Annotated in this window: 18 protein-coding genes; 17 read left to right on the top strand and 1 reads right to left on the bottom strand. The window is 35.4% G+C overall.

Annotated elements, in window-relative coordinates; all coding sequences use genetic code 11:
• Window positions 1-35: 35 nt before the first annotated feature.
• The 8 genes from rpsD to ctlX all read left to right on the top strand — a co-directional run bounded on the left by rpsD (window position 36) and on the right by ctlX (window position 8,460).
• On the top strand, window positions 36-641 hold the full coding sequence (gene rpsD, locus AC061E_RS05820) for a 30S ribosomal protein S4 (protein ID WP_086452749.1): 606 nt from the start codon (window positions 36-38) through the stop codon (window positions 639-641).
• Window positions 642-662: 21 nt separating this feature from the next.
• Window positions 663-1,655: a DNA-directed RNA polymerase subunit alpha gene (locus AC061E_RS05815; protein ID WP_086452748.1), complete on the top strand. Its 993-nt coding sequence runs from the start codon at window positions 663-665 to the stop codon at window positions 1,653-1,655.
• Window positions 1,656-1,719: 64 nt separating this feature from the next.
• Window positions 1,720-2,208: a 50S ribosomal protein L17 gene (gene rplQ / locus AC061E_RS05810; RefSeq protein ID WP_086452747.1), complete on the top strand. Its 489-nt coding sequence runs from the start codon at window positions 1,720-1,722 to the stop codon at window positions 2,206-2,208.
• Window positions 2,209-2,391: 183 nt separating this feature from the next.
• Window positions 2,392-3,492: a glutamine-hydrolyzing carbamoyl-phosphate synthase small subunit gene (gene carA, locus AC061E_RS05805; protein WP_478285426.1), complete on the top strand. Its 1,101-nt coding sequence runs from the start codon at window positions 2,392-2,394 to the stop codon at window positions 3,490-3,492.
• A gap of 242 nt (window positions 3,493-3,734) precedes the next feature.
• The gene (gene eno, locus AC061E_RS05800; protein WP_478285425.1) at window positions 3,735-5,027 is read left to right on the top strand and encodes a phosphopyruvate hydratase; all 1,293 of its coding nucleotides are present in this window, start codon (window positions 3,735-3,737) and stop codon (window positions 5,025-5,027) included.
• Window positions 5,028-5,183: 156 nt separating this feature from the next.
• Entirely contained in the window at window positions 5,184-6,467 is a 1,284-nt protein-coding gene (locus tag AC061E_RS05795) for a citrate synthase (RefSeq protein WP_478285424.1), read from the top strand.
• Window positions 6,468-6,533: 66 nt separating this feature from the next.
• Window positions 6,534-7,448, top strand: coding sequence for a dimethylarginine dimethylaminohydrolase family protein (locus AC061E_RS05790; RefSeq protein ID WP_478285423.1), 915 nt, complete (start codon window positions 6,534-6,536; stop codon window positions 7,446-7,448).
• Between the two features lie 76 nt (window positions 7,449-7,524).
• Complete coding sequence (ctlX, locus tag AC061E_RS05785; RefSeq protein ID WP_478285422.1) at window positions 7,525-8,460, top strand: citrulline utilization hydrolase CtlX; 936 nt, start codon at window positions 7,525-7,527, stop codon at window positions 8,458-8,460.
• A 57-nt stretch (window positions 8,461-8,517) separates the two neighbouring features.
• Here the strand turns inward: ctlX and AC061E_RS05780 are convergent, their stop codons facing one another.
• Entirely contained in the window at window positions 8,518-9,147 is a 630-nt protein-coding gene (locus AC061E_RS05780) for a MarC family NAAT transporter (RefSeq protein ID WP_086452741.1), read from the bottom strand.
• A 147-nt stretch (window positions 9,148-9,294) separates the two neighbouring features.
• On the opposite strand from AC061E_RS05780, the gene AC061E_RS05775 reads away from it, so the two are divergent.
• The 9 genes from AC061E_RS05775 (at window position 9,295) to AC061E_RS05735 (ending at window position 20,327) form a co-directional block, all read left to right on the top strand.
• Window positions 9,295-9,660, top strand: coding sequence for a CoA-binding protein (locus tag AC061E_RS05775; protein WP_478285421.1), 366 nt, complete (start codon window positions 9,295-9,297; stop codon window positions 9,658-9,660).
• A gap of 413 nt (window positions 9,661-10,073) precedes the next feature.
• Window positions 10,074-10,694: a recombination mediator RecR gene (gene recR / locus AC061E_RS05770; RefSeq protein ID WP_478285420.1), complete on the top strand. Its 621-nt coding sequence runs from the start codon at window positions 10,074-10,076 to the stop codon at window positions 10,692-10,694.
• Between the two features lie 73 nt (window positions 10,695-10,767).
• A complete protein-coding gene (locus AC061E_RS05765) occupies window positions 10,768-11,556 on the top strand; it encodes a polysaccharide biosynthesis/export family protein (RefSeq protein WP_478285419.1) in 789 nt (262 codons plus the stop codon).
• A gap of 15 nt (window positions 11,557-11,571) precedes the next feature.
• Complete coding sequence (locus AC061E_RS05760) at window positions 11,572-14,019, top strand: polysaccharide biosynthesis tyrosine autokinase (protein ID WP_478285418.1); 2,448 nt, start codon at window positions 11,572-11,574, stop codon at window positions 14,017-14,019.
• Between the two features lie 22 nt (window positions 14,020-14,041).
• On the top strand, window positions 14,042-15,025 hold the full coding sequence (locus tag AC061E_RS05755; protein WP_478285417.1) for an SDR family oxidoreductase: 984 nt from the start codon (window positions 14,042-14,044) through the stop codon (window positions 15,023-15,025).
• A gap of 84 nt (window positions 15,026-15,109) precedes the next feature.
• A complete protein-coding gene (locus tag AC061E_RS05750; RefSeq protein ID WP_478285416.1) occupies window positions 15,110-16,501 on the top strand; it encodes a UDP-glucose 6-dehydrogenase in 1,392 nt (463 codons plus the stop codon).
• 279 nt (window positions 16,502-16,780) lie between these two features.
• Window positions 16,781-18,064: a nucleotide sugar dehydrogenase gene (locus AC061E_RS05745; protein WP_478285415.1), complete on the top strand. Its 1,284-nt coding sequence runs from the start codon at window positions 16,781-16,783 to the stop codon at window positions 18,062-18,064.
• Window positions 18,065-18,172: 108 nt separating this feature from the next.
• Window positions 18,173-19,180, top strand: a complete 1,008-nt coding sequence (locus AC061E_RS05740) for a mannose-1-phosphate guanylyltransferase (RefSeq protein WP_478285414.1) — start codon at window positions 18,173-18,175, stop codon at window positions 19,178-19,180.
• Window positions 19,181-19,844: 664 nt separating this feature from the next.
• Window positions 19,845-20,327 (top strand): UpxY family transcription antiterminator, encoded by a 483-nt coding sequence (locus AC061E_RS05735; RefSeq protein ID WP_478285413.1) that lies wholly within the window; start codon window positions 19,845-19,847, stop codon window positions 20,325-20,327.
• The last annotated feature ends 862 nt before the right edge of the window (window positions 20,328-21,189 follow it).

The raw sequence follows: 21,189 nt of genomic DNA, 5'->3' as shown, positions 1-21,189 counted from the left end.
CCTGAATTCATAATCTCAATCTTAAATAATATAAAATGGCAAGATATACTGGTCCTAGTACAAGAATAGCTCGTAAATTTGGCGAAGCAATTTTCGGTGATGATAAAGCATTCGAAAAAAGAAATTACCCTCCTGGACAACACGGGATGGCAAAAAAAAGAGGAAAAAAGTCTGAGTATGCTGTTCAGTTAATGGAAAAGCAAAAAGCTAAATATTCTTATGGAATTTTAGAAAAACAATTCAGAAACTTATTCGAAAAAGCATCAGCTACTAAAGGAGTTACTGGTGAAGTTTTATTACAATTATGTGAAGCAAGATTAGATAACGTTGTTTTTAGAATGGGTATTGCTCCTTCTAGAAGAGGTGCTCGTCAAATTGTTTCTCACAGACACGTTACTGTAAATGGTGAAGTTGTAAATATTCCTTCTTACCACCTTAAGCCTGGTGATAAAGTTGCTGTTCGTGAAAAATCTAAATCATTAGAGGCTATCGAACGTTCTTTATCTAATTCAAGTCATGTTTATGAATGGATTACATGGAATAGCGATCTTAAAGAAGGTACTTTTGTATCTGTTCCTGCAAGACTGCAAATTCCAGAAAACATTAAAGAACAATTAATCGTAGAGTTGTACAACAAATAATAATTGACTTAGTCGAAATTTATGGCAATATTTAATTTTCAGAAGCCCGATAAAGTTATCATGATCGATTCAACCGATTTTGAAGGTAAATTTGAGTTTAGACCTTTAGAACCAGGATACGGATTGACCGTTGGTAATGCACTTAGAAGAGTTTTGCTTTCTGCATTAGAAGGTTATGCAATTACATCTGTTCGCATTGAAGGTGTAGATCATGAGTTTTCTACTATTTCAGGAGTTGTTGAAGACGTTACCGAAATTATACTTAATCTTAAGCAAGTACGTTTCAAACGTCAAATAGAAGATATAGATAATGAATCAGTTACTATTTCTGTTTCAGGTAAAGATCAGTTAACTGCTGGTGATTTTCAAAAATTTATTTCAGGTTTTCAAGTTCTAAATCCAGATCTTGTAATTTGTAATTTAGATAGCAAAATCAAACTTAATTTCGATTTAACTATCGAAAAAGGTAGAGGCTATGTACCAGCTGAAGAAAACAAGAAGCAGAATGCTGCGATAGGAACTATTTTTACAGACTCTATTTTTACGCCTGTTAAAAATGTAAAGTATGCTATCGAAAACTTCCGTGTAGAGCAAAAAACAGATTATGAAAAATTAGTTTTTGAAATTAAAACTGATGGTTCTATAAATCCTAAAGATGCGCTTACTGAAGCAGCTAAAGTTTTGATTCATCACTTTATGTTGTTTTCTGATGAAAGAATTACACTCGAGGCTGACGAAATTGCACAAACAGAATCTTATGATGAAGAATCATTACACATGAGACAGTTGCTTAAAACTAAGCTTGTTGATATGGATCTTTCTGTTAGAGCATTAAATTGCTTGAAAGCGGCTGAAGTTGATACACTTGGTGATTTAGTATCTTTCAATAAAAATGATTTAATGAAATTCCGAAATTTTGGTAAAAAATCTTTAACTGAGCTTGATGAACTTGTTGCAGTTAAAAATTTAAACTTCGGTATGGATTTAGCAAAATACAAATTAGATAAAGAATAAACCACTTCGTATTTTGCTCTCCAAAGAGGATTGTAGCAAGATGAAGGTTTAAAAAAAACACGTCATGAGACACGGAAAAAAATTCAATCACTTAAGCAGACAGACAGCTCATAGAAAATCTATGTTAGCTAATATGGCTTGTTCTCTTATTGAGCACAAACGTATTAATACTACTGTTGCTAAAGCAAAAGCGCTTAAACAATTTGTTGAGCCATTAATAACAAAATCTAAAGCAGATACGACTCACAATCGTCGTATTGTTTTTGCTTACTTACGTAGTAAATATGCTGTAACTGATTTATTCAGAGATGTAGCTGCTAAGGTAGGAGACCGTCCAGGTGGATACACACGTATCATTAAAGTTGGAAATCGTTTGGGAGATAATGCTGATATGGCAATGATCGAACTTGTTGATTTTAATGAACTTTACAATGGTGGTAAAAAAGAAGTGAAAAAAGCTAAAAGCCGTCGTGGTGGAAAAGCTAAAAAAGCAGATGAGGCTACTGAAGCTCCTGTTGCTGAAACGGATTCTACTACTGAGACTGCTGAGTAATTATGAAAATAATGATTCAATAAAATCAAGGATAAGCTATTTATAGTTTATCCTTTTTTTTTATCCTTTTTATAATTTTATAATTGATGTTATAAAGGGGGGGGAATAGTTGTACTTCTTCATGAAGTATTTATTATCAATACATGCTAACTTAGGTTGGTATATTACACAAACACTATACTAATGAAATACACAACACGACAATCTGCAACCCTTTTACTAAGTGATGGAACTATTTTTCATGGGAAATCAATCGGGATTAGCGGAACTACTTTTGGAGAAGTTTGCTTTAATACGGGCATGACTGGATATCAAGAGATTTTTACTGATCCATCTTATTTTGGACAGTTAATGGTTACTACCAATGCTCACATTGGTAATTATGGTGTTAATATTAATGAAGTAGAATCAGAATCTATTAAGATATCTGGTTTGATTTGCAAGAATTTCAGCTTTAATTATTCTCGATCAGATGCTTCAGAAAGTTTGGAAGATTATTTCAAGAAGCAAAACCTGATTTGTATTTCGGATGTGGATACAAGGGCTTTAGTTAACTATATCAGAGATAATGGTGCCATGAATGCTGTCATTTGTACTGATGGAACAGCGGTTGAAGATTTAAAAGTAGCTTTGGCTAATGTTCCTGATATGAAAGGATTAGAATTGGCTTCTAAAGTTTCTACGACTGTCCCTTATTATTATGGAGACGAAAATTCAAAATATAAAATTGCTGCTTTAGATCTTGGGATTAAAAAAAATATATTACGGAATTTTGCTAAAAGAGATTGCTATATCAAAGTATTTCCTTACAATTCGTCTTTTAATGAATTGAAGTCTTTCAACCCTGACGGTTATTTTTTATCAAATGGCCCTGGTGATCCTGAACCACTAGCAAGTGCTATTAAAGTTGCGAAAGATATTTTAGGCGCTGACGCTCCTTTATTCGGGATATGTTTGGGACATCAAATTATTGGTTTAGCCAATGGGATTTCGACTTATAAAATGTTTAATGGGCATAGAGGGATCAATCATCCTGTTAAAAATTTAGTTACTGGAAAAGGTGAAATTACTTCTCAAAATCACGGTTTTGCTGTAAGTAAAGAAGATCTTGATTCAAACGATGCTCTTGAAATTACACATGTACACCTTAACGACGGAACGGTTGCAGGAATGCGTATGAAAAACAAAAATTGTTTCTCAGTTCAATACCATCCTGAGGCTAGTCCTGGACCACATGATTCTTCTTATCTATTTGATCAATTTATCGATAACTTAAAAGGATAAATTTATTTTTATTGAGAATTAAGAAACGGGTTTGACATTTAAAAGTCAAACCCGTTTCTTGTTTCGTACTTTCAGAAAGAGGCTTAAAATACAAGCAATTGTCTTGACATACTATTTAAGTTGTTAAATTGGTTCTTTGGAAATCAAATTATATCGTTTTCGTTAATAACATTCATTATTTTCATAAAATCATTCCAAAACTTAGAATATATTTGTAATGTAAAATTTAAAAAATTCAGTTTATGAGTATTATTATAAAAATTCACGCGAGACAAATTTTTGATTCAAGAGGTAACCCTACTATTGAGGTAGATGTAATTACAGATAATGGTGTATTGGGTAGAGCTGCAGTTCCATCAGGAGCTTCAACCGGAGAGCATGAAGCTGTTGAGTTACGAGACGGTGGTAAAGCGTATCTTGGAAAAGGAGTTATGAATGCAGTGAACAATGTAAATACTGTAATTGCTGAAGAACTTGTTGGTGTATCTGTATTTGAACAAAATCAGATTGATCAAATGATGATTGAATTAGATGGAACTCCTAATAAATCTAGTTTGGGTGCCAATGCTATTCTTGGTGTTTCTTTGGCTGTTGCCAAAGCAGCGGCTAATGAACTTGGATTGCCATTATATCGTTACGTGGGTGGTGTTTCTGCGAATACTTTGCCGGTACCAATGATGAACATTATAAACGGTGGATCGCACTCTGATGCACCTATTGCATTTCAAGAGTTTATGATTTTCCCGGTAAAAGCAACTACTTTCTCACAAGCCATGCAAATGGGAACGGAGATTTTTCATAGTTTGAAAAAAGTATTGCACGATAGAGGTCTTTCTACAGCTGTAGGAGATGAAGGTGGTTTTGCACCTAATCTTGCTGGCGGAACAGAGGATGCTTTGGATACCATAAAAAAAGCTGTTGAAGCTGCGGGTTATTCTTTTGGCAATGAAATCATGATCGCTTTAGATTGTGCTGCTGCCGAATTTTATGTAAACGGAAAATACGATTATTCAAAGTTTGAAGGAGAGACTGGTAATGTAAGAACATCTGCTGAGCAAGTTGAATATTTAGCCGAATTGGTTGCTAAATATCCAATCATATCTATTGAAGACGGAATGGATGAAAATGACTGGGACGGTTGGAAATTACTTACCGAAAAAATAGGGGACAAAGTGCAACTTGTAGGTGACGATTTGTTTGTAACCAATGTAGAGCGTTTGTCAACAGGTATTGAAAAAGGAATTGCAAATTCGATATTGATTAAAGTAAACCAAATTGGAACTTTAACAGAAACGATTGCTGCCGTAAATATGGCCAAGAATGCAGGATATACTTCGGTAATGTCACACCGTTCTGGAGAGACAGAAGATAATACTATTGCTGACTTAGCTGTAGCGTTAAACTGTGGTCAAATTAAAACAGGATCAGCTTCTAGGTCTGATCGTATGGCAAAATACAACCAATTATTGCGTATTGAAGAAGAATTGGGTACATCGGCCTATTTTCCTGGAAAGAATGCTTTTAAAATAAAATAATAGCTTTTTTGCTAAATGATAGAAAGCCATTCACTTTTTGTGAGTGGCTTTTTGTATAATATTTAACAATTTCATTCCGGCATTCTCTTTTTAATTAGTGTTAATTTTCATAGATTTGGGAAATTATTATTTTAAAAGTTTATTTCCAATTATATTATGTCAAAAATAGCCACATTAGAGATTGATGGAAAAAAGTTTGAACTTCCTGTTGTAGTAGGTAGTGAGAATGAAGTTGCCATTGATATTAACAAATTACGTGATTTATCTGGTATCATTACTATTGATCCAGGATACAAGAATTCAGGATCTTGTAAAAGTGATATTACTTTTTTAGATGGAGAATTAGGAATTCTTCGTTATAGAGGATATGCCATTGAAGATCTTGCAGATAAAGCTGATTTTCTTGAGGTATCATATCTTTTAATTTTTGGAGAATTACCAAGTAAAGAACAGTTGGCTCAGTTTGAAACGGATATTAGAAAATATACCTTGGTAAACGAAGAGATGAAAAACATCATCGACGGTTTTCCAAAAACAGCTCACCCAATGGGCGTTTTATCTGCTTTAACTAGTGCTTTGACAGCATTTAATCCTAAATCGGTAAATGTTGATAATGAAAAAGAAATGTATGAAGCGGTTTGTAAAACCATGGGTAAATTCCTTGTGATTGCAACTTGGACATACAGAAAAAGCATGGGCTATCCTTTGAATTATTATGATAATACTAAAGGATATGTTGAGAATTTCATGCGTTTGATGTTTGAATTACCAACAGAGCCTTACAAAGCAAATCCAATTGTTATTGATGCATTAGACAAATTATTTATCCTTCACGGAGATCACGAACAAAATTGTTCAACTTCTACGGTAAGAATGGTAGGTTCTTCTCATGCAGGATTGTTTGCTTCTATCTCAGCTGGAGTATCAGCATTATGGGGTCCGTTGCATGGTGGTGCTAACCAAGCAGTACTTGAAATGCTAGAAGAAATTCATGCAACAGGTGGTGATGCAGATAAGTATATGGCTAAAGCCAAAGATAAAAATGATCCATTCCGTTTGATGGGATTTGGTCACAGAGTATACAAAAACTTTGATCCAAGAGCTAAAATTATCAAAAAAGCAGCCAATGAAGTTTTAGCAACTTTAGGAGTTGAAGATCCAATTCTTGCTATTGCTAAAAAACTGGAAGAGTCAGCGCTAGAAGACGAGTATTTCAAATCTAGAAATTTATACCCTAACGTAGATTTTTATTCTGGAATTATTTACAGAGCTTTAGGTATTCCTACAGATATGTTCACGGTAATGTTTGCCATAGGGCGTTTACCAGGATGGATTGCACAATGGAAAGAAATGCGTGAAAATAAAGAACCTATTGGTAGGCCAAGACAAGTATACACAGGTCATCCATTACGCGATTTTGTTACCGCAGATAAAAGATAAAAACACTTTAAAAGCTTCACTATTTAGTGAAGCTTTTTTTATATTTGCTAAAAAGGGAAAACACACATGTTACCAATTAATGTTACAAATGAAACAGCAAGACTCCGTGCTGTAGTACTGGGATCAGCACTTCACAATGGACCAACGCCAACAGCAGACGAGGCTTATGATCCAAAATCACTTGAGCATATTCTAGCTGGTACCTATCCACTAGAGCAGGATATGGTACAGGAAATGGATGCTTTCAAGCAGGTGTTGGAAAAGTATGACGTGCAGGTATATCGACCTGAAATGATTGAGAATTACAACCAAATTTTTACTAGAGATATTGGTTTTGTAATTGAAAACACCTTTATCAAATCTAATATTTTGCCAGACAGAGAGCGTGAACTAGATGCAATTCAATATATTATTGATCAAATAAAACCAGAAAACGTAGTACGACCACCAGAAGAAGTGCATATAGAAGGCGGAGACGTGATGTTATGGGATGACTATATTTTCATTGGGACATACAAGGGTAGTGATTATAAAGATTATATTACGGCGCGTACCAATTTGTTAGGTGTACAATACATCACAGAGCTATTTCCACATAAAAAAGTGAAAGCTTTTGATTTGGTAAAATCAAAAATTGAAGCTCGAGACAATGCATTACATTTGGATTGTTGTTTTCAACCTTTGGGAAATAATAAAGGAATTATCTATAAAAACGGGTTTAGAGAAGAATCCGATTATATGTTTCTTGTAGATCTTTTTGGTAAAGAAAATCTTTTTCATTTAAACCGAGAAGAAATGTATCACATGAATTCTAATGTTTTTTCAATTGATACTCATATTGTAGTTTCGGAACGAAATTTTACGAGACTCAACAATTGGCTTCGAGAAAACGGTTTTACAGTAGAAGAGATTCCCTATGCCGAGATTGCAAAACAAGAAGGCTTGTTGCGATGTTCTACCTTACCTTTAATTAGAGAATAAATATTTGTTTTGAAGTTTAAAGTGTAACAGAATGTAATATTCAACTTTAAACAACTCAACTTTAAACTAAAAATACATGAAACAAACTACCAATTCCATCTTGATGATTAGGCCCGTAGCTTTTAGAATGAATGAGCAAACGGCTGTGAATAATTACTATCAAAAAGTGCTAGATGGCTTATTACCGGCAACTGTAAATGCGAAAGCACAGCAAGAATTTGATGATTTTGTAGCCAAATTGGTTGCCGCAGGTATAGATGTTACCGTAGTTAACGATACTCTAGATCCAGATACGCCAGATAGTATTTTTCCAAACAACTGGATATCTTTTCATGAAAATGGGGATGTAGCATTATATCCAATGTTTGCTGAGAACAGACGTCAAGAACGCCGTGAGGATCTATTAGACCTGTTAGAAGATAAAGGTTTTGTTATACACAATATAGTAGATTACACATCAGCAGAAGAGGATGGTTTTTTCTTAGAAGGTACGGGTAGTATTCTTTTGGATAGAACCAATTCTAAAGCGTATTGTGCTTTGTCACCTCGTGCAGATGAGGAGCTGTTTATTGAGTTCTGTGAAGATTTTGATTATGCTCCAGTTCTTTTTGAAGCGTTTCAGACTGTTGATGGCGAACGAAAATTGATTTACCATACCAATGTCATGATGTGTTTGGGCGAAACCTTCGCACTGATTTGTGCGGATTGCATAGACGACAAAAAAGAACGCAAAATGGTTCTGGATAATTTAAAAGAAAATAATAAAGAGGTTGTCCTAATAACCGAAGATCAAATGAATAGTTTTGCAGGAAACATGCTTGAAGTTCAAGGAGCTGCTGGTAAAAGATTCTTGATTATGAGTGCTGCTGCTCATCAAGCGCTTACAGAAAAGCAAGTGGCGCAATTAGAAAAGCATGCTACAATACTGAGTTCAAGTCTAGATACCATTGAGGCTTGTGGTGGCGGAAGCGCCCGATGTATGATGGCTGAGATTTTCTTGCCAAGAAGCTAAAAAAAAAATACTTTAAAAAAGAAGCGGATTATTCACTGAATGATCCGCTTCTTTTTTTTATGAAAGATTTACTTTGATGATGTTAATGATGGCGCTTACAATGTATTGTATTCCAATGGCGATTACAATAAAGCCTACAATTCTGGAAATAGCAATAATCCCAGAAGCACCTAATATTTTGGCAAGGTAATGGGCGCTGCGTAAAATGATAAAAATAGTTACTGCAATGGCTAAAATAGCTAGCGTAGAAATAATGATTTCTGTGGTGCTGTTGTGTTCTTGATAAAAAGCAATCAGGAGCGATATGGATCCTGGGCCTGCCAGCATAGGGATGGCAAGTGGGGTTAAGGCAATATCATTTCGCTGTTGCGCTTCCGTTTCGGCTTTTTTGTTGATTCCTCTTTTTTTGGTAAACTTACCAGAGAGCAATGAAAATCCAGAACTTACAATGATAAGCCCTCCTGCAATTCGGAGTGCATCAATGCTAATTCCAAAAAACAACAAAACATATTGTCCTATAAAAAAGGAAACTATCAAGATAATGAAAACGTTTATGGCTGTCCATAAAGAAATGCGCGACCGTTCTTTTTTGGGGTCATTTTGAGTCAGACCTACAAATATAGGGACCGTACCTATAGGATTCAATACAGAGAAAAGCGCGACAAAAAGATAAATAAAGAGATCCATAATTGTTGTTTAATACCACAAAAATACTCATTTTTTGTTTGGGACTGTTAGCGCAATGTTTTTTTATTGCACCGTAACAATTACCATAATCACTACATAAGGTGAACCTTTTTGCTTACTTTTGTCACTCATAAAAGGATGATAAGGATGAAGAATAAAAAAACATTGGTACTGGGAGCCACGACCAAAACGGATCGTTACGCGTTCAAAGCAGTACAGCAGTTAGTTGAAAAAGGACATTCAGTACTAGCAGTAGGACAAAATGCAGGAGAAGTAGCTGGAATCAAAATCCAAACGAAAGCAATTCCACTTAAAAACATAGACACTGTTACGTTATATCTTAACCCAACACGTCAACGCGATTATTACAATTATATAGTTGAGGCACAACCCAAACGTGTCATTTTTAATCCAGGAACAGAGAATCCCGAGTTTTACCAGTTGTTACAATTGAACAATATTAAGGTAGAGGTGTCTTGTACTCTAGTTTTATTGGCTACTAATCAGTATTAATATTCGTAAGTTTTATTGATTTTGATTTTCTTAATTAGTTATTAAACCGCTCTTGATCAAAAAGATATGTTTTTAATATGCATTTCATAGCTTCAAGATTGTATTTTAAAGATTAGTCTATCAATACCAAACGCAATTAAGGTTGTTAAAACAAGACTATTTCCAAGGGAATTATAAATAATCACTTGTAATGGATTTCCTTTTTTTGGCTTTATGCCAATGAGATACTGTTATTAAACTGTAAACAGTTGGGTATTGGGAAATGGAGTTTATAGGAAGGTTTTAAGTTTTTTTTTGTATAGTTTTTTGTTGTGTAGTGATGAAAAAATAAAACCATCAGTATAGCTTAATCAATGTTTAGGAATTGGGAATAATGGCGCAGAACAAATAAACAAATTGCTACATTTGCAGGTATGGAATTTTCATCAAAACTTTTAGAAAAGGCAGTCAACGAAATGTCGCAACTTCCAGGAATTGGGAAGCGAACGGCTTTGCGATTGGTATTGCATTTGTTAAAACAGCCTAAGGAGCAAACTGGATTTTTGGCTCAAGCCCTACTTTCAATGAGGCAAGATATCAAATACTGTGTGAGTTGTAACAATATTTCAGATAGTGATGTGTGTGAGATTTGCTCTAATAGTAGTAGAAACCACCACGTGATTTGTGTAGTTGAGGATATTAGAGATGTGATGGCTATTGAAAACACCAATCAGTTTAGAGGTATTTATCATGTTTTGGGTGGGAAAATCTCTCCTATTGATGGTGTTGGTCCCAGCCAGTTGCATATTACAGCATTGGTTGAAAAGGTCAAATCGGGCGCCGTGCAGGAAATTATATTTGCCTTGAGCTCTACTATGGAAGGGGATACAACTAATTTTTATATTTTCAAGCAAATTGCATCGAGCAACATCATAGTTTCAACCATTGCTAGAGGGATAGCTGTGGGAGATGAGTTAGAATATGCTGATGAAGTGACATTGGGACGCAGTATTTTACATCGAGTACCTTTTGAGAAATCATTAAAAAATAATTAATAAACGCAATCCCATAAGGAGGCTTTTTATATCGTAAATGAAAAGCTATATTTGTGGATTAAAATAGTGAAAAATGAACAAATTTGTAGGTGGTTTGATGCTAGTAATCAGTGTTTTGATGACATCATGTATCGCAACACAAGATTTAATTTATTTGCAAAAAAAGGATGGCATGACAGAGGTTCCCATTTCGATGGTGGCATCAAAGCCGTATAGGTTACAAGTCAATGATGTGCTAAGCATTTCTATTAAAACCATTGATCCTAAGTTAGCATCCATTTTTTCTATTTCAAATGATGGCGGAAAACAAAGCCAGTCTGATGTGTCATTGTATTTTGAAGGATTCAGGGTAGATGATCATGGAAACATTCGCATTCCTGTTTTGGGAGAGCAAAATGTGATTGGTTACACTTTGGATGACATTCGACTTCGCATAGAAAAACAGCTTTTATCGGACTATTTCACTAAAGAAGCCAATGTTTTTGTAACCGTAAAATTAGCAGGTTTGCGTTTTACTATGAATGGAGAAATAGGTGCTCCGGGAACTAAAACTTTGTATCAAGAGCAAGTTACTATCATGGAAGCGATTGCTAATGCAGGGGATATCAACATAACAGGAGATAGGAAGGCCGTTACAGTAATCCGAAAAACGCCCACCGGTGTACAAATGGCTGATATTGATCTTACAAATATAAACGTCATGCAATCACCTTATTTTTATTTGCAACCCAATGACTATATTTACGTTAAACCGCTCAAGCAGAAAACGTGGGGTACCGGAAAAACGGGTATAGAATCTTTAGGGACTATTATTACTTTGTTGTCATTAGCAACAACCACTTTTTTATTGTTAAAAAATTAACACGGCACGGAACACATGTTAGATATCAAAGATTTTTCAATTTTCGAAAACCAAGTTAGTTTTGATTTTAAAGGCTTTCTGATTAAAATTGGTAGCTATTGGCGTTGGTTTTTATTTAGTCTGGCCATTACATTGACTATTGCCTATCAAGTAAACATTCGAAAAGAGAAAATTTATGGTATGGAAACCATGATTTCCATAAAGGAGGAAAACAACCCGCTATTTACCTCGAATACCAGTTTAACATTCAATTGGGGAGGTAATTCAGACCAAGTTCAAACCATTGCCACTACACTACAATCCAGATCTCACAATGAACTCGTTGTGGATCAATTGCAGTACTACATAAGTTATTTAGTTCAAGGGGAATATAATTTTACAGATGCCTACGGAGCGGTTCCTTTTTTTGTACGTATTGACAAAACCAAAGGACAACTGGCAGGTCAACGGATCTGTATTAAATTTTTGACTGAGAATGAATATGAGATCAAAATTCCTTTTGAAAACCCAAGCGTAGGGGTTATTCGATACGATACCCGCACGTATGGGAATACCAATGTAGTTACAGGTGAGTTTGTAAAGCGATACAGAGTAGGACAAAAAGTAGTTTTGCCTTTCCTCAACTGGCAATTGGAACTAAATGAAAATACGGGAATGTACATAGGAAATGAGTACTTTGTTCAATTTAATGATTTTGACGGAATAGTTTCTGCATACAAAGGGATTAACGTTCAAACCAATGAAAAAGCAGGTTCTATTATTACTTTGAGCATGCAAGGAACTAATAAAGCACGCTTAGTAGAATATTTGAATGCTACAGTCAGGATGTTAATTAAAAGACAGTTGGATAGCAAAAATAAATTTGCAACCAATACAATTGCTTTTATAGACAGTACCTTGATAGCCATGGAGTCCCAATTGAAAGAAACGGGTAATGAACTAAAATCGTTTCGAAAAGGAAAAAATATTTACGATGTTGAGGATGGGGGTACTAAATTCTCGGAACAAATCGTGGGATACGATGTTAAGAAAGACGAAATCAATCGTAAAATTGTTTATTACAATTCTCTTAAATCGTATTTAAATAACAGTGTGAATTACGCAAAACTACCAGCGCCCTCTGTGGCAGGTATTGATGATCCTAACATAGTAGTAAATGTTTCTAAATTAATTGCCTTGTCTACGCAAAGGTCTGAGATGTCCTATGCGGTAAAAAGCGAGAAGATTTTTCAAGAGTTTGATAGCCAAATGGAAGCTATAAAAAGGGTGTTACTCGAAAATATTTCAACAGCAAAAGGGTCCTTACAATATGACTTGGCCTTGGTGAGCAGTAAGATCAATGTTACAGAAGGTACTATTAAAAAACTACCGGATGACCAACAAGAGCTTATAAAAATAAAAAGGAAGTATAACTTGAGTGACAACATATACAATACTTTTTTACAAAAACGCTCTGAGGCTGATATTGTAAAAGCAGCCAATTTGCCAGACATTCATTTTATAGATCCTGCTAAAGATGTAGGTGGTGGTTTAATTGGGCCTAAAACATCAGTGAATTATATTTTGGCACTTTTCCTTGGAATCTTGATTCCGTTAATAGCCGTTTTTTTTATTTTCTTTATTAATGACGCTATTCAAAATAGCGATGATGTTAATAAGATGACCAAGATTCCATTGATAGGAGTGGTTGGGGTAAATAAAGAGAAATCTAATTTGGCAGTTTTTGACAAACCAAAATCAGCATTGTCAGAATCCTTTAGGGCCATTAGATCTTCCTTGCAGTTTTTGTACAAACAACAAAATGTCGATGGTGCTAAAACGTTGATGATTACCTCTTCAATAAGTGGTGAAGGAAAAACGTTTTGTTCTATAAACATCGCCACGGTTTTTGCCTTGAGCGAAAAAAAGACGGTTATAATTGGGTTAGATTTACGTAAACCTAGACTCGCAGTAGAGTTTAATTTGTCAAATGAAGTAGGGGTAGTGAATTACATTATCAAGCAAAAATCAATTCGAGATATTGTCAATAAAACACACATACCATATCTTGACGTAATATTATCAGGACCAATACCACCTAACCCTTCAGAAATGATCATAAGTCAGGGAATGGAGGACTTGATTAACGCTTTAAAGCAAGAATACGATTATATAATATTGGATACGCCACCAGTAGGATTGGTTTCGGACGCGCTTGAATTAGCACAATATTGTGATGTAACTTTATATATCGTACGTCAAAATTACACTAAAAAAGACATGATTGCTTTATTGAATAACCGCATTAAGCGCGGGGAATTGAACAATACAAGTATCATCTTAAACGGTCAAGAAAACAAAGCTAAATACGGAACAGGCTATGGCTACGGTTATGGCTCTTATGATAAATCTTATTATGAAGAGGAAAAGCCAAAAAGTTGGTTCCAAAAAATAAAAGCCATTACCAAAAAGAGAAATATATAACCGTAGTGAAATAAAATATAGCATGGCAAACGAAGTGCAAAAAAAGATATTAGTTACCGGTGGAGCCGGTTTTATTGGATCTAACTTATGCGAGTATTTTTTAGATAAAAAGTACCAAGTAGTATGTTTGGACAATTTTGCTACGGGACACCTGCATAATTTAAAAAGCTGTTTGAATCATCCTGATTTTCAATTGATAGAAGGTGATATTCGCAATGCAGCCACTTGTACGGAAGCCGTAAACGGAGTTGACTATGTGTTACACCAAGCTGCTTTGGGCTCGGTACCACGTTCTTTAAACGATCCCGTTACCAGTAATGAAGTGAATGTTTCGGGTTTTTTGAATATGTTAGTCGCTGCCCGAGATCATAAGGTAAAACGTTTTGTGTATGCAGCCAGCTCGTCTACCTATGGAGACTCAGAAGGCCTCCCAAAAGTAGAGGAAACTATTGGTAAACCACTTTCACCATATGCTATTACTAAATATGTGAACGAACTGTATGCCGAAATATTTAGCAAATCATACGGTTTAGAAACCATAGGCTTGCGATATTTCAATGTTTTTGGCAGGAAACAAGATCCTAATGGTGCTTACGCTGCTGTGATTCCTAAGTTTGTCATGCAGTTGATGAAACACGAAAGCCCTAAAATAAATGGAGACGGTAACTATTCGAGAGATTTCACCTATATTGATAATGTGATTCAAATGAATGAATTGGCCATGCTTACGCAAAATCCAGAAGCCGTTAATACGGTATACAATACTGCTTTCGGGGATAGGAATACGTTGAATAATTTGGTCACTTATTTAAAACAGTATTTATCGATGTATGATCCTGAAATCGAGAATATAGCAGTGGAATATGGTCCTAACCGCGCAGGAGATATTCCGCACTCTTTGGCAAGCATTGAAAAAGCACAACGATTATTGCACTACAATCCGCAATTTTCATTGCAAAAAGGCTTGCAAGAGGCTGTGGGCTGGTATTGGGAGCATCTAAAATAAGATGGAGTAGAGAAAATAGAATCTTCTCAAACTTCAAAAAAAAAATAAAAAAGAAAATTAAAATAAGCGCTTAATAGATAAAGAATGGAAATTACAAAAATTTGTTGCATTGGAGCAGGGTATGTAGGTGGTCCTACCATGGCTGTAATTGCACAAAAATGTCCCCATATAAAAGTAACCGTTGTGGATTTGAATGAAGAGCGAATTGCCGCTTGGAACGACCCAAATACGGATAATATACCTATTTACGAACCTGGTTTGAGCGAAATAGTTGCTACCGCTCGAGGTAGAAATTTGTTTTTTTCTACAGCTGTGGATCAAGCTATTGATGAAGCACAAATTATATTCATCTCAGTAAATACGCCTACGAAAACCTATGGAAAAGGCAAGGGAATGGCTGCTGATTTGAAATACATAGAATTGTGTGCACGCCAAATTGCACGCGTAGCTAAAGATAATAAAATTGTTGTCGAAAAATCAACACTTCCGGTTCGAACGGCAGAGGCTATCAAAAGTATTTTAGATCATACCGGAAACGGGGTTCAGTTTCAAATTCTTTCCAACCCTGAGTTTTTAGCGGAAGGTACGGCCGTGACTGATTTATTGCAGCCAGATCGTATCTTAATTGGTGGTGATGCTACTCCCGAAGGGAAAAAGGCAAAGGAGGCACTGGTTCAAGTTTACTCTAATTGGGTGCCTACTGAAAAAATATTAACTACAAATGTTTGGTCTTCTGAGTTATCTAAGCTTACTGCCAATGCATTTTTGGCACAGCGAATATCATCTGTTAATGCCATGTCTGAGCTCTGTGAGAAAACAGGCGCTGATATTAATGAAGTGGCCAAAGCAATAGGAATGGATAGTAGAATTGGGCCTAAATTTTTGAAAGCTTCAGTTGGTTTTGGAGGTTCTTGCTTTCAAAAAGACATTTTGAATTTAGTGTACATTGCAAAATCATACGGATTACATGAGGTTGCTGATTATTGGGAACAAGTAATCATCATGAACGATCATCAAAAAAGACGTTTCTCTAATGGTATTGTACAAACACTGTACAATACGGTTTCGGATAAAAAAATTTCTTTTTTGGGTTGGGCTTTCAAGAAAGATACCAATGATACTAGAGAATCGGCAGCGATATTTGTAGCCGATGATTTGATCAATGAACATGCAAAAATAGCAGTATACGATCCAAAAGTATCTTCTAAAAAGATACTAGATGATCTTAATTATTTAGAAACACGCAGTCCTGAGCAAAATACCGAGTGTGTGACTACTTTTTCAAATCCTTATGAGGCTTGTGCAAATGCCCATGCGATAGCCATTCTCACTGAGTGGGATGAATTTGCGAATTATGATTGGCAAAAAATATTTGACGGGATGCAAAAACCAGCATTTATTTTTGATGGACGCAATGTGCTGGATGCAGCACAACTTTGTGCCATTGGATTTGTGTACCAAGGAATCGGCTCCTAAACGGTTGTTTGTTCTTTTGTAGACACCAAGCAGCATAAAGCATCGTTGAACGGTATCAGAAATAGACCTTATTTTAGCTACATTTGTGTACAAGAAACTAAATTGAAATACTTTTTAAGGCTTTTTTTTCGAAAGTAATAATAAAAGGGAACTGCCTTTTGAGTTTTTTCTTAAAGGAAAAGCAATGAATGATGCGAAAGCGCAACCCTAAAAAAACATAAAGCCGAGTATGGCAACGCTAAAAAGCGTACTTTTAAATAATAAATAGTTAAGAATAAGTTGAGCGAACATATAAAAATAGCGGTTATTGGTTTGGGGTATGTCGGTCTTCCTTTGGCAAGATTGTTTGCTACCCAGTACTCTGTTGTAGGTTTTGATATCAATCAGTCACGTATAGCAAGTCTGTCTGCGGGCACTGATAGTACTTTAGAAATAGATGATACTACATTGCAACAGGTTTTGCGAACCGCACCAAGTGATGAAAACGGACTGTATTGCACAGCGGATATAGCAGCTATAGCCGATTGTAATTATTTTATCATTACCGTGCCGACTCCAGTTGATAAAAACAACCGACCTGATTTAACGCCTTTGTTTAAGTCCAGCGAAACGGTAGGTTCGGTTTTAAAAAAAGGAGATATTGTCATTTATGAATCAACGGTATATCCTGGTGTGACCGAGGAGGAATGTGTTCCTGTATTGGAAAAAAAGTCTGGGTTGAAATTCAATGTGGACTTTTTTGCGGGGTATTCTCCAGAACGAATTAATCCAGGCGACAAAGAGCATACGGTTGAAAAAATTCTGAAAGTGACATCAGGTTCGACTCCTGTCATTGGTAAGAAAGTAAATGAATTGTATCAATCGGTGATAACTGCAGGCACACACTTGGCACCATCCATTAAAGTGGCCGAGGCGGCAAAAGTGATAGAGAATTCCCAGCGGGACATCAACATTGCATTTGTAAATGAGTTGGCCAAAATTTTCAACTTGATGCAAATAGATACCCAAGCAGTACTAGAAGCAGCGGGAACCAAATGGAATTTCTTACCTTTTAAACCCGGATTGGTAGGCGGGCATTGCATTGGTGTTGATCCGTATTATTTGGCACAACGCGCACAAGAGTTTGGCTACCATCCTGAAATTATTTTGGCAGGACGCCGCTTGAATGACAGTATGGGAGATTATGTGGCCTCGCAAGTGGTGAAGTTAATGATTAAAAAAGGAGTTATTGTCAATGGCGCTAGATTATTGATGTTGGGCATTACTTTCAAAGAGAATTGTCCTGATGTACGCAATACTAAGATTGTGGATGTTATAAAGGCTTTAGCCGATTATGGCATTCAAATCACAATTTATGATCCATGGGCAAACCCAGTTGAGGTAGCAAGAGAATACAATTTAACTACTACAACTACAGTGCCAGCAGAACGTTTTGATGCTGTGGTATTGGGGGTGGCACATACTGTTTTTGTAGATCTGGATTTTTCTTCTTTACAATGTGAAAAAAGTTTGCTTTATGATGTGAAAGGCATTTTAGGAGAGCGAGCGGATGGACGTCTATGACAGCTGATAATTTAAAAATCTATTGTAGTGATGTTAGTAAAGATTTTAAAATCCTTTTGTTTGATTTTTAAAAATAAATAAAGAATACACATTAAATATAGCGTAATTATGAAAAAAGGATGTTCAATTACACACGTAATTCTTACGGGAGGAGTGGGAAGCAGGCTATGGCCTTTATCACGAAAAAGCCAACCCAAACAATATTTAGATTTGTTTGATGGCAAGTCTTTGTTTGAAATGACCGTAGATCGCAATCGATCTTTGGCAGATACCGTGATGGTCGTTGGAAACACAGATAATTGTCATTTAAGTAAGAAAGTTTTAGACAAATCAGATACTTCATATATTGATATTATTGAAGCAACCCCAAGAAATACAGCTGCCGCAATTGCTTTTGCCGCATTTGCTTCAGAACAAGATACTATTTTAATCGTCACCCCATCAGATCATATTATTGATGGAACTGCTGCTTATGAAAAATCGATCAATGAAGCCATAGAAAAGGCATCGCAAGGGTATATTGTTACATTTGGAATTGTTCCTACTAAACCTGAAACCGGATACGGTTATATAGAACGTGCTGGTGACGATGTAATTTCGTTTAGAGAAAAACCCAATAAAGTGTCGGCTAAAGATTTTATCAAGAATGGGAACTTTTTATGGAACAGTGGTATGTTTTGTTTTAAAGCTGCTGTGTTTTTAGAAGAGTTGAAATTGTATAATGCAGAAGTATATTATAAATCCAAGCAGGTTTGGGAAGCCAACAAAGAAGGGCAATTGGATTTAGAATTGTCAATGGCTATTCCTTCTATTAGTGTGGATTATGCGGTGATGGAACGCAGTAAAAAAATTAAAGTGGTTTCGTCTGAGTTCAAATGGTCTGATTTAGGGTCTTTTGAATCCGTTTATGATTATTTGGTTTCAAAAGGACAGGCGGTTGATAGTAATGGGAATATGGTTATTGGGACGGATGTGTACACTGCATTTGTAGGGTTGAAGAATGCTATTTTTGTACATACGGAGAATGCCAATTTGATTTTGCAAAAAGAAAGCTCACAAGAAGTAAAAAATATTTATACGGAATTAGAAAAAAGCAATTCTGATTTATTAGAGTAATTTTTTTCTCTTTATCAGAATGTACCGAAACGACTTTTTTAAGAAGTTGTTTTCGGTACATTTTTTTTATGTATTTCATGGAATAATCAAGTAATTAAATTTTTTGTTTTAATTGTCGGGTTGTTTTGTTATGGAGAGCTTTTGTCATGCTGAGGAAAGAAGCATCTCCACATATCCTTCATTTTAGCAGATGATTTCGTTTTCAAGTTTGTTTTTTTCTTTTGTATTGATACAAAAGAAACAAAAGATCAAGCCTGAAAATCAAAAGCGCAAAAACTTCCTCAAAGCATCGCTCCGCAGCCCGAGCCGTTCGTCCTTCGTCCTCAACTCGCGGACTGCTGCCACTTAGCTTTATCGTTGTTTTTTTACGCTTTTAATTTAAGGGCAGTTTTTCGAATTTATTTTTGTAGTAGTTCTATATATAAATGGTAAACTGTAAACTGTAAACTGCAAACTGTGATCTGTGAACTGAAACTTTAAACTGAATACGCTGCACTAAGAACTATATACTAAGAACTAAATACTGAAAACTGAAAACTTTTTACTTAAACCCCAGGTGTATAAAGAAGTGTTCAAACTCTCAGTATATTCATCTTAAAAAACAACTCCAACTGATGTATTATCGCTATTGGAGTATTATATTTGTCAATTATAGAATTGAACAATGAAAATGAACACAATGATGAATTGGTATGTACTGTATACCAAACCAAAATCGGAAAAAAAAGTAGCTGAACGTTTGACGGAAATGGGAATCAATGCCTATTGTCCAATAATTACCAAAATTACCCAATGGTCTGATCGAAAAAAGAAGGTACAGTTCCCTTTGTTCAATTCCTATATTTTTGTGCAAATAGCGGACAAAGAACGAAATAGTGTTTTTGACGTTCCAGGTGTAGTGCGCTACTTGTTCTGGTTAGGGAAACCTGCAATTGTTAGAGACAAAGAGATTGAAACGATTCAAAACTGGCTTGCAGCCCCAGATACATTTGATGTTGTCATTGATACGTGGAGAAAAGGGGACAAAGTTATTTTAGAGTCAGGGCCATTTATAGATCAAGAGGCAATTGTTCAAGAAGTCAAACAAAACCATTATTTGCTGGTGTTGGAATCGTTGGGTTGTGTGCTTAAAGTAGAGAAGAAATAAGGTTTTTTTCAAGTACTTTGATTTAATTAGGAAATTTATATTTTTAAGTTTGTTCTTTTCTTTTGCCTTCATACAAAAGAAACAAAAGATCAAGCCTGAAAATTAAAAACGTAAAAAACTACCTTTAAAACTTCGTTCCGCAGCCCGAGCCGTTCGGCTTTCAGCCTTATCTCGCGGACTGCTGCCACTGCGTTTTTTCGTTGTTTTTTACGTTTTTAATTTAAGGGCGTTTTTTCGAATTCGTTTTTGACAGAACCTTAGTGCCTTAGAACCTTAGTGTTTTAGTCCCCTCGACCTTTTATTTTGTCATGCTGAGGTATGAAGCATCTCCACATATTTTTCATTTTAGTAGACGATTTTTTTTTTTTTTTTCGATTTTGTCTTGATTACTCACGAGTTATTAATTTATTGGTGTTCGTGAATTGACATTTCAAAAGAAACAAAAATTATTCACGGGTTAATATTGATTTTTTTGTATTCATGAATCTTCGATTTCAAGCCTGAAAATTAAAAGCTCAAAAACTACCTCAAATCGTCGCTCCGCAGCCCGAGCCGTTCGGCTTTTAGCCTCATCTCGCGGACTGCTGCCACTGCGTTTTTTCGTTTTTTTTTGACGTTTTTAATTTAAGGGCGTTTTTTCGAATTCGTTTTTGGAGGAGTGTTTTTTAAAACTGTAAGCTAATTACTAATGGCAAACTATTTAGAAATTTAACTCAGAACCTTAGTGTCTTAGTCCCTTTGACCTCTTACGTTTAACTTTGGTGCTATTTGATTTTTTTTAAGGAGGTCTGCTGTTTTTTTAGAGGTGATTTTGAAGTAAAATCGTCCTTTGATAAAAATTTATTTAAAATATACAAGAAAA

The sequence above is a fragment of the Flavobacterium sp. GNP011 genome (genome assembly GCF_056428925.1).
The sequence above is the reverse complement of the archived record's forward strand: the minus strand, read 5'-3'. Positions and strand labels throughout refer to the sequence as shown.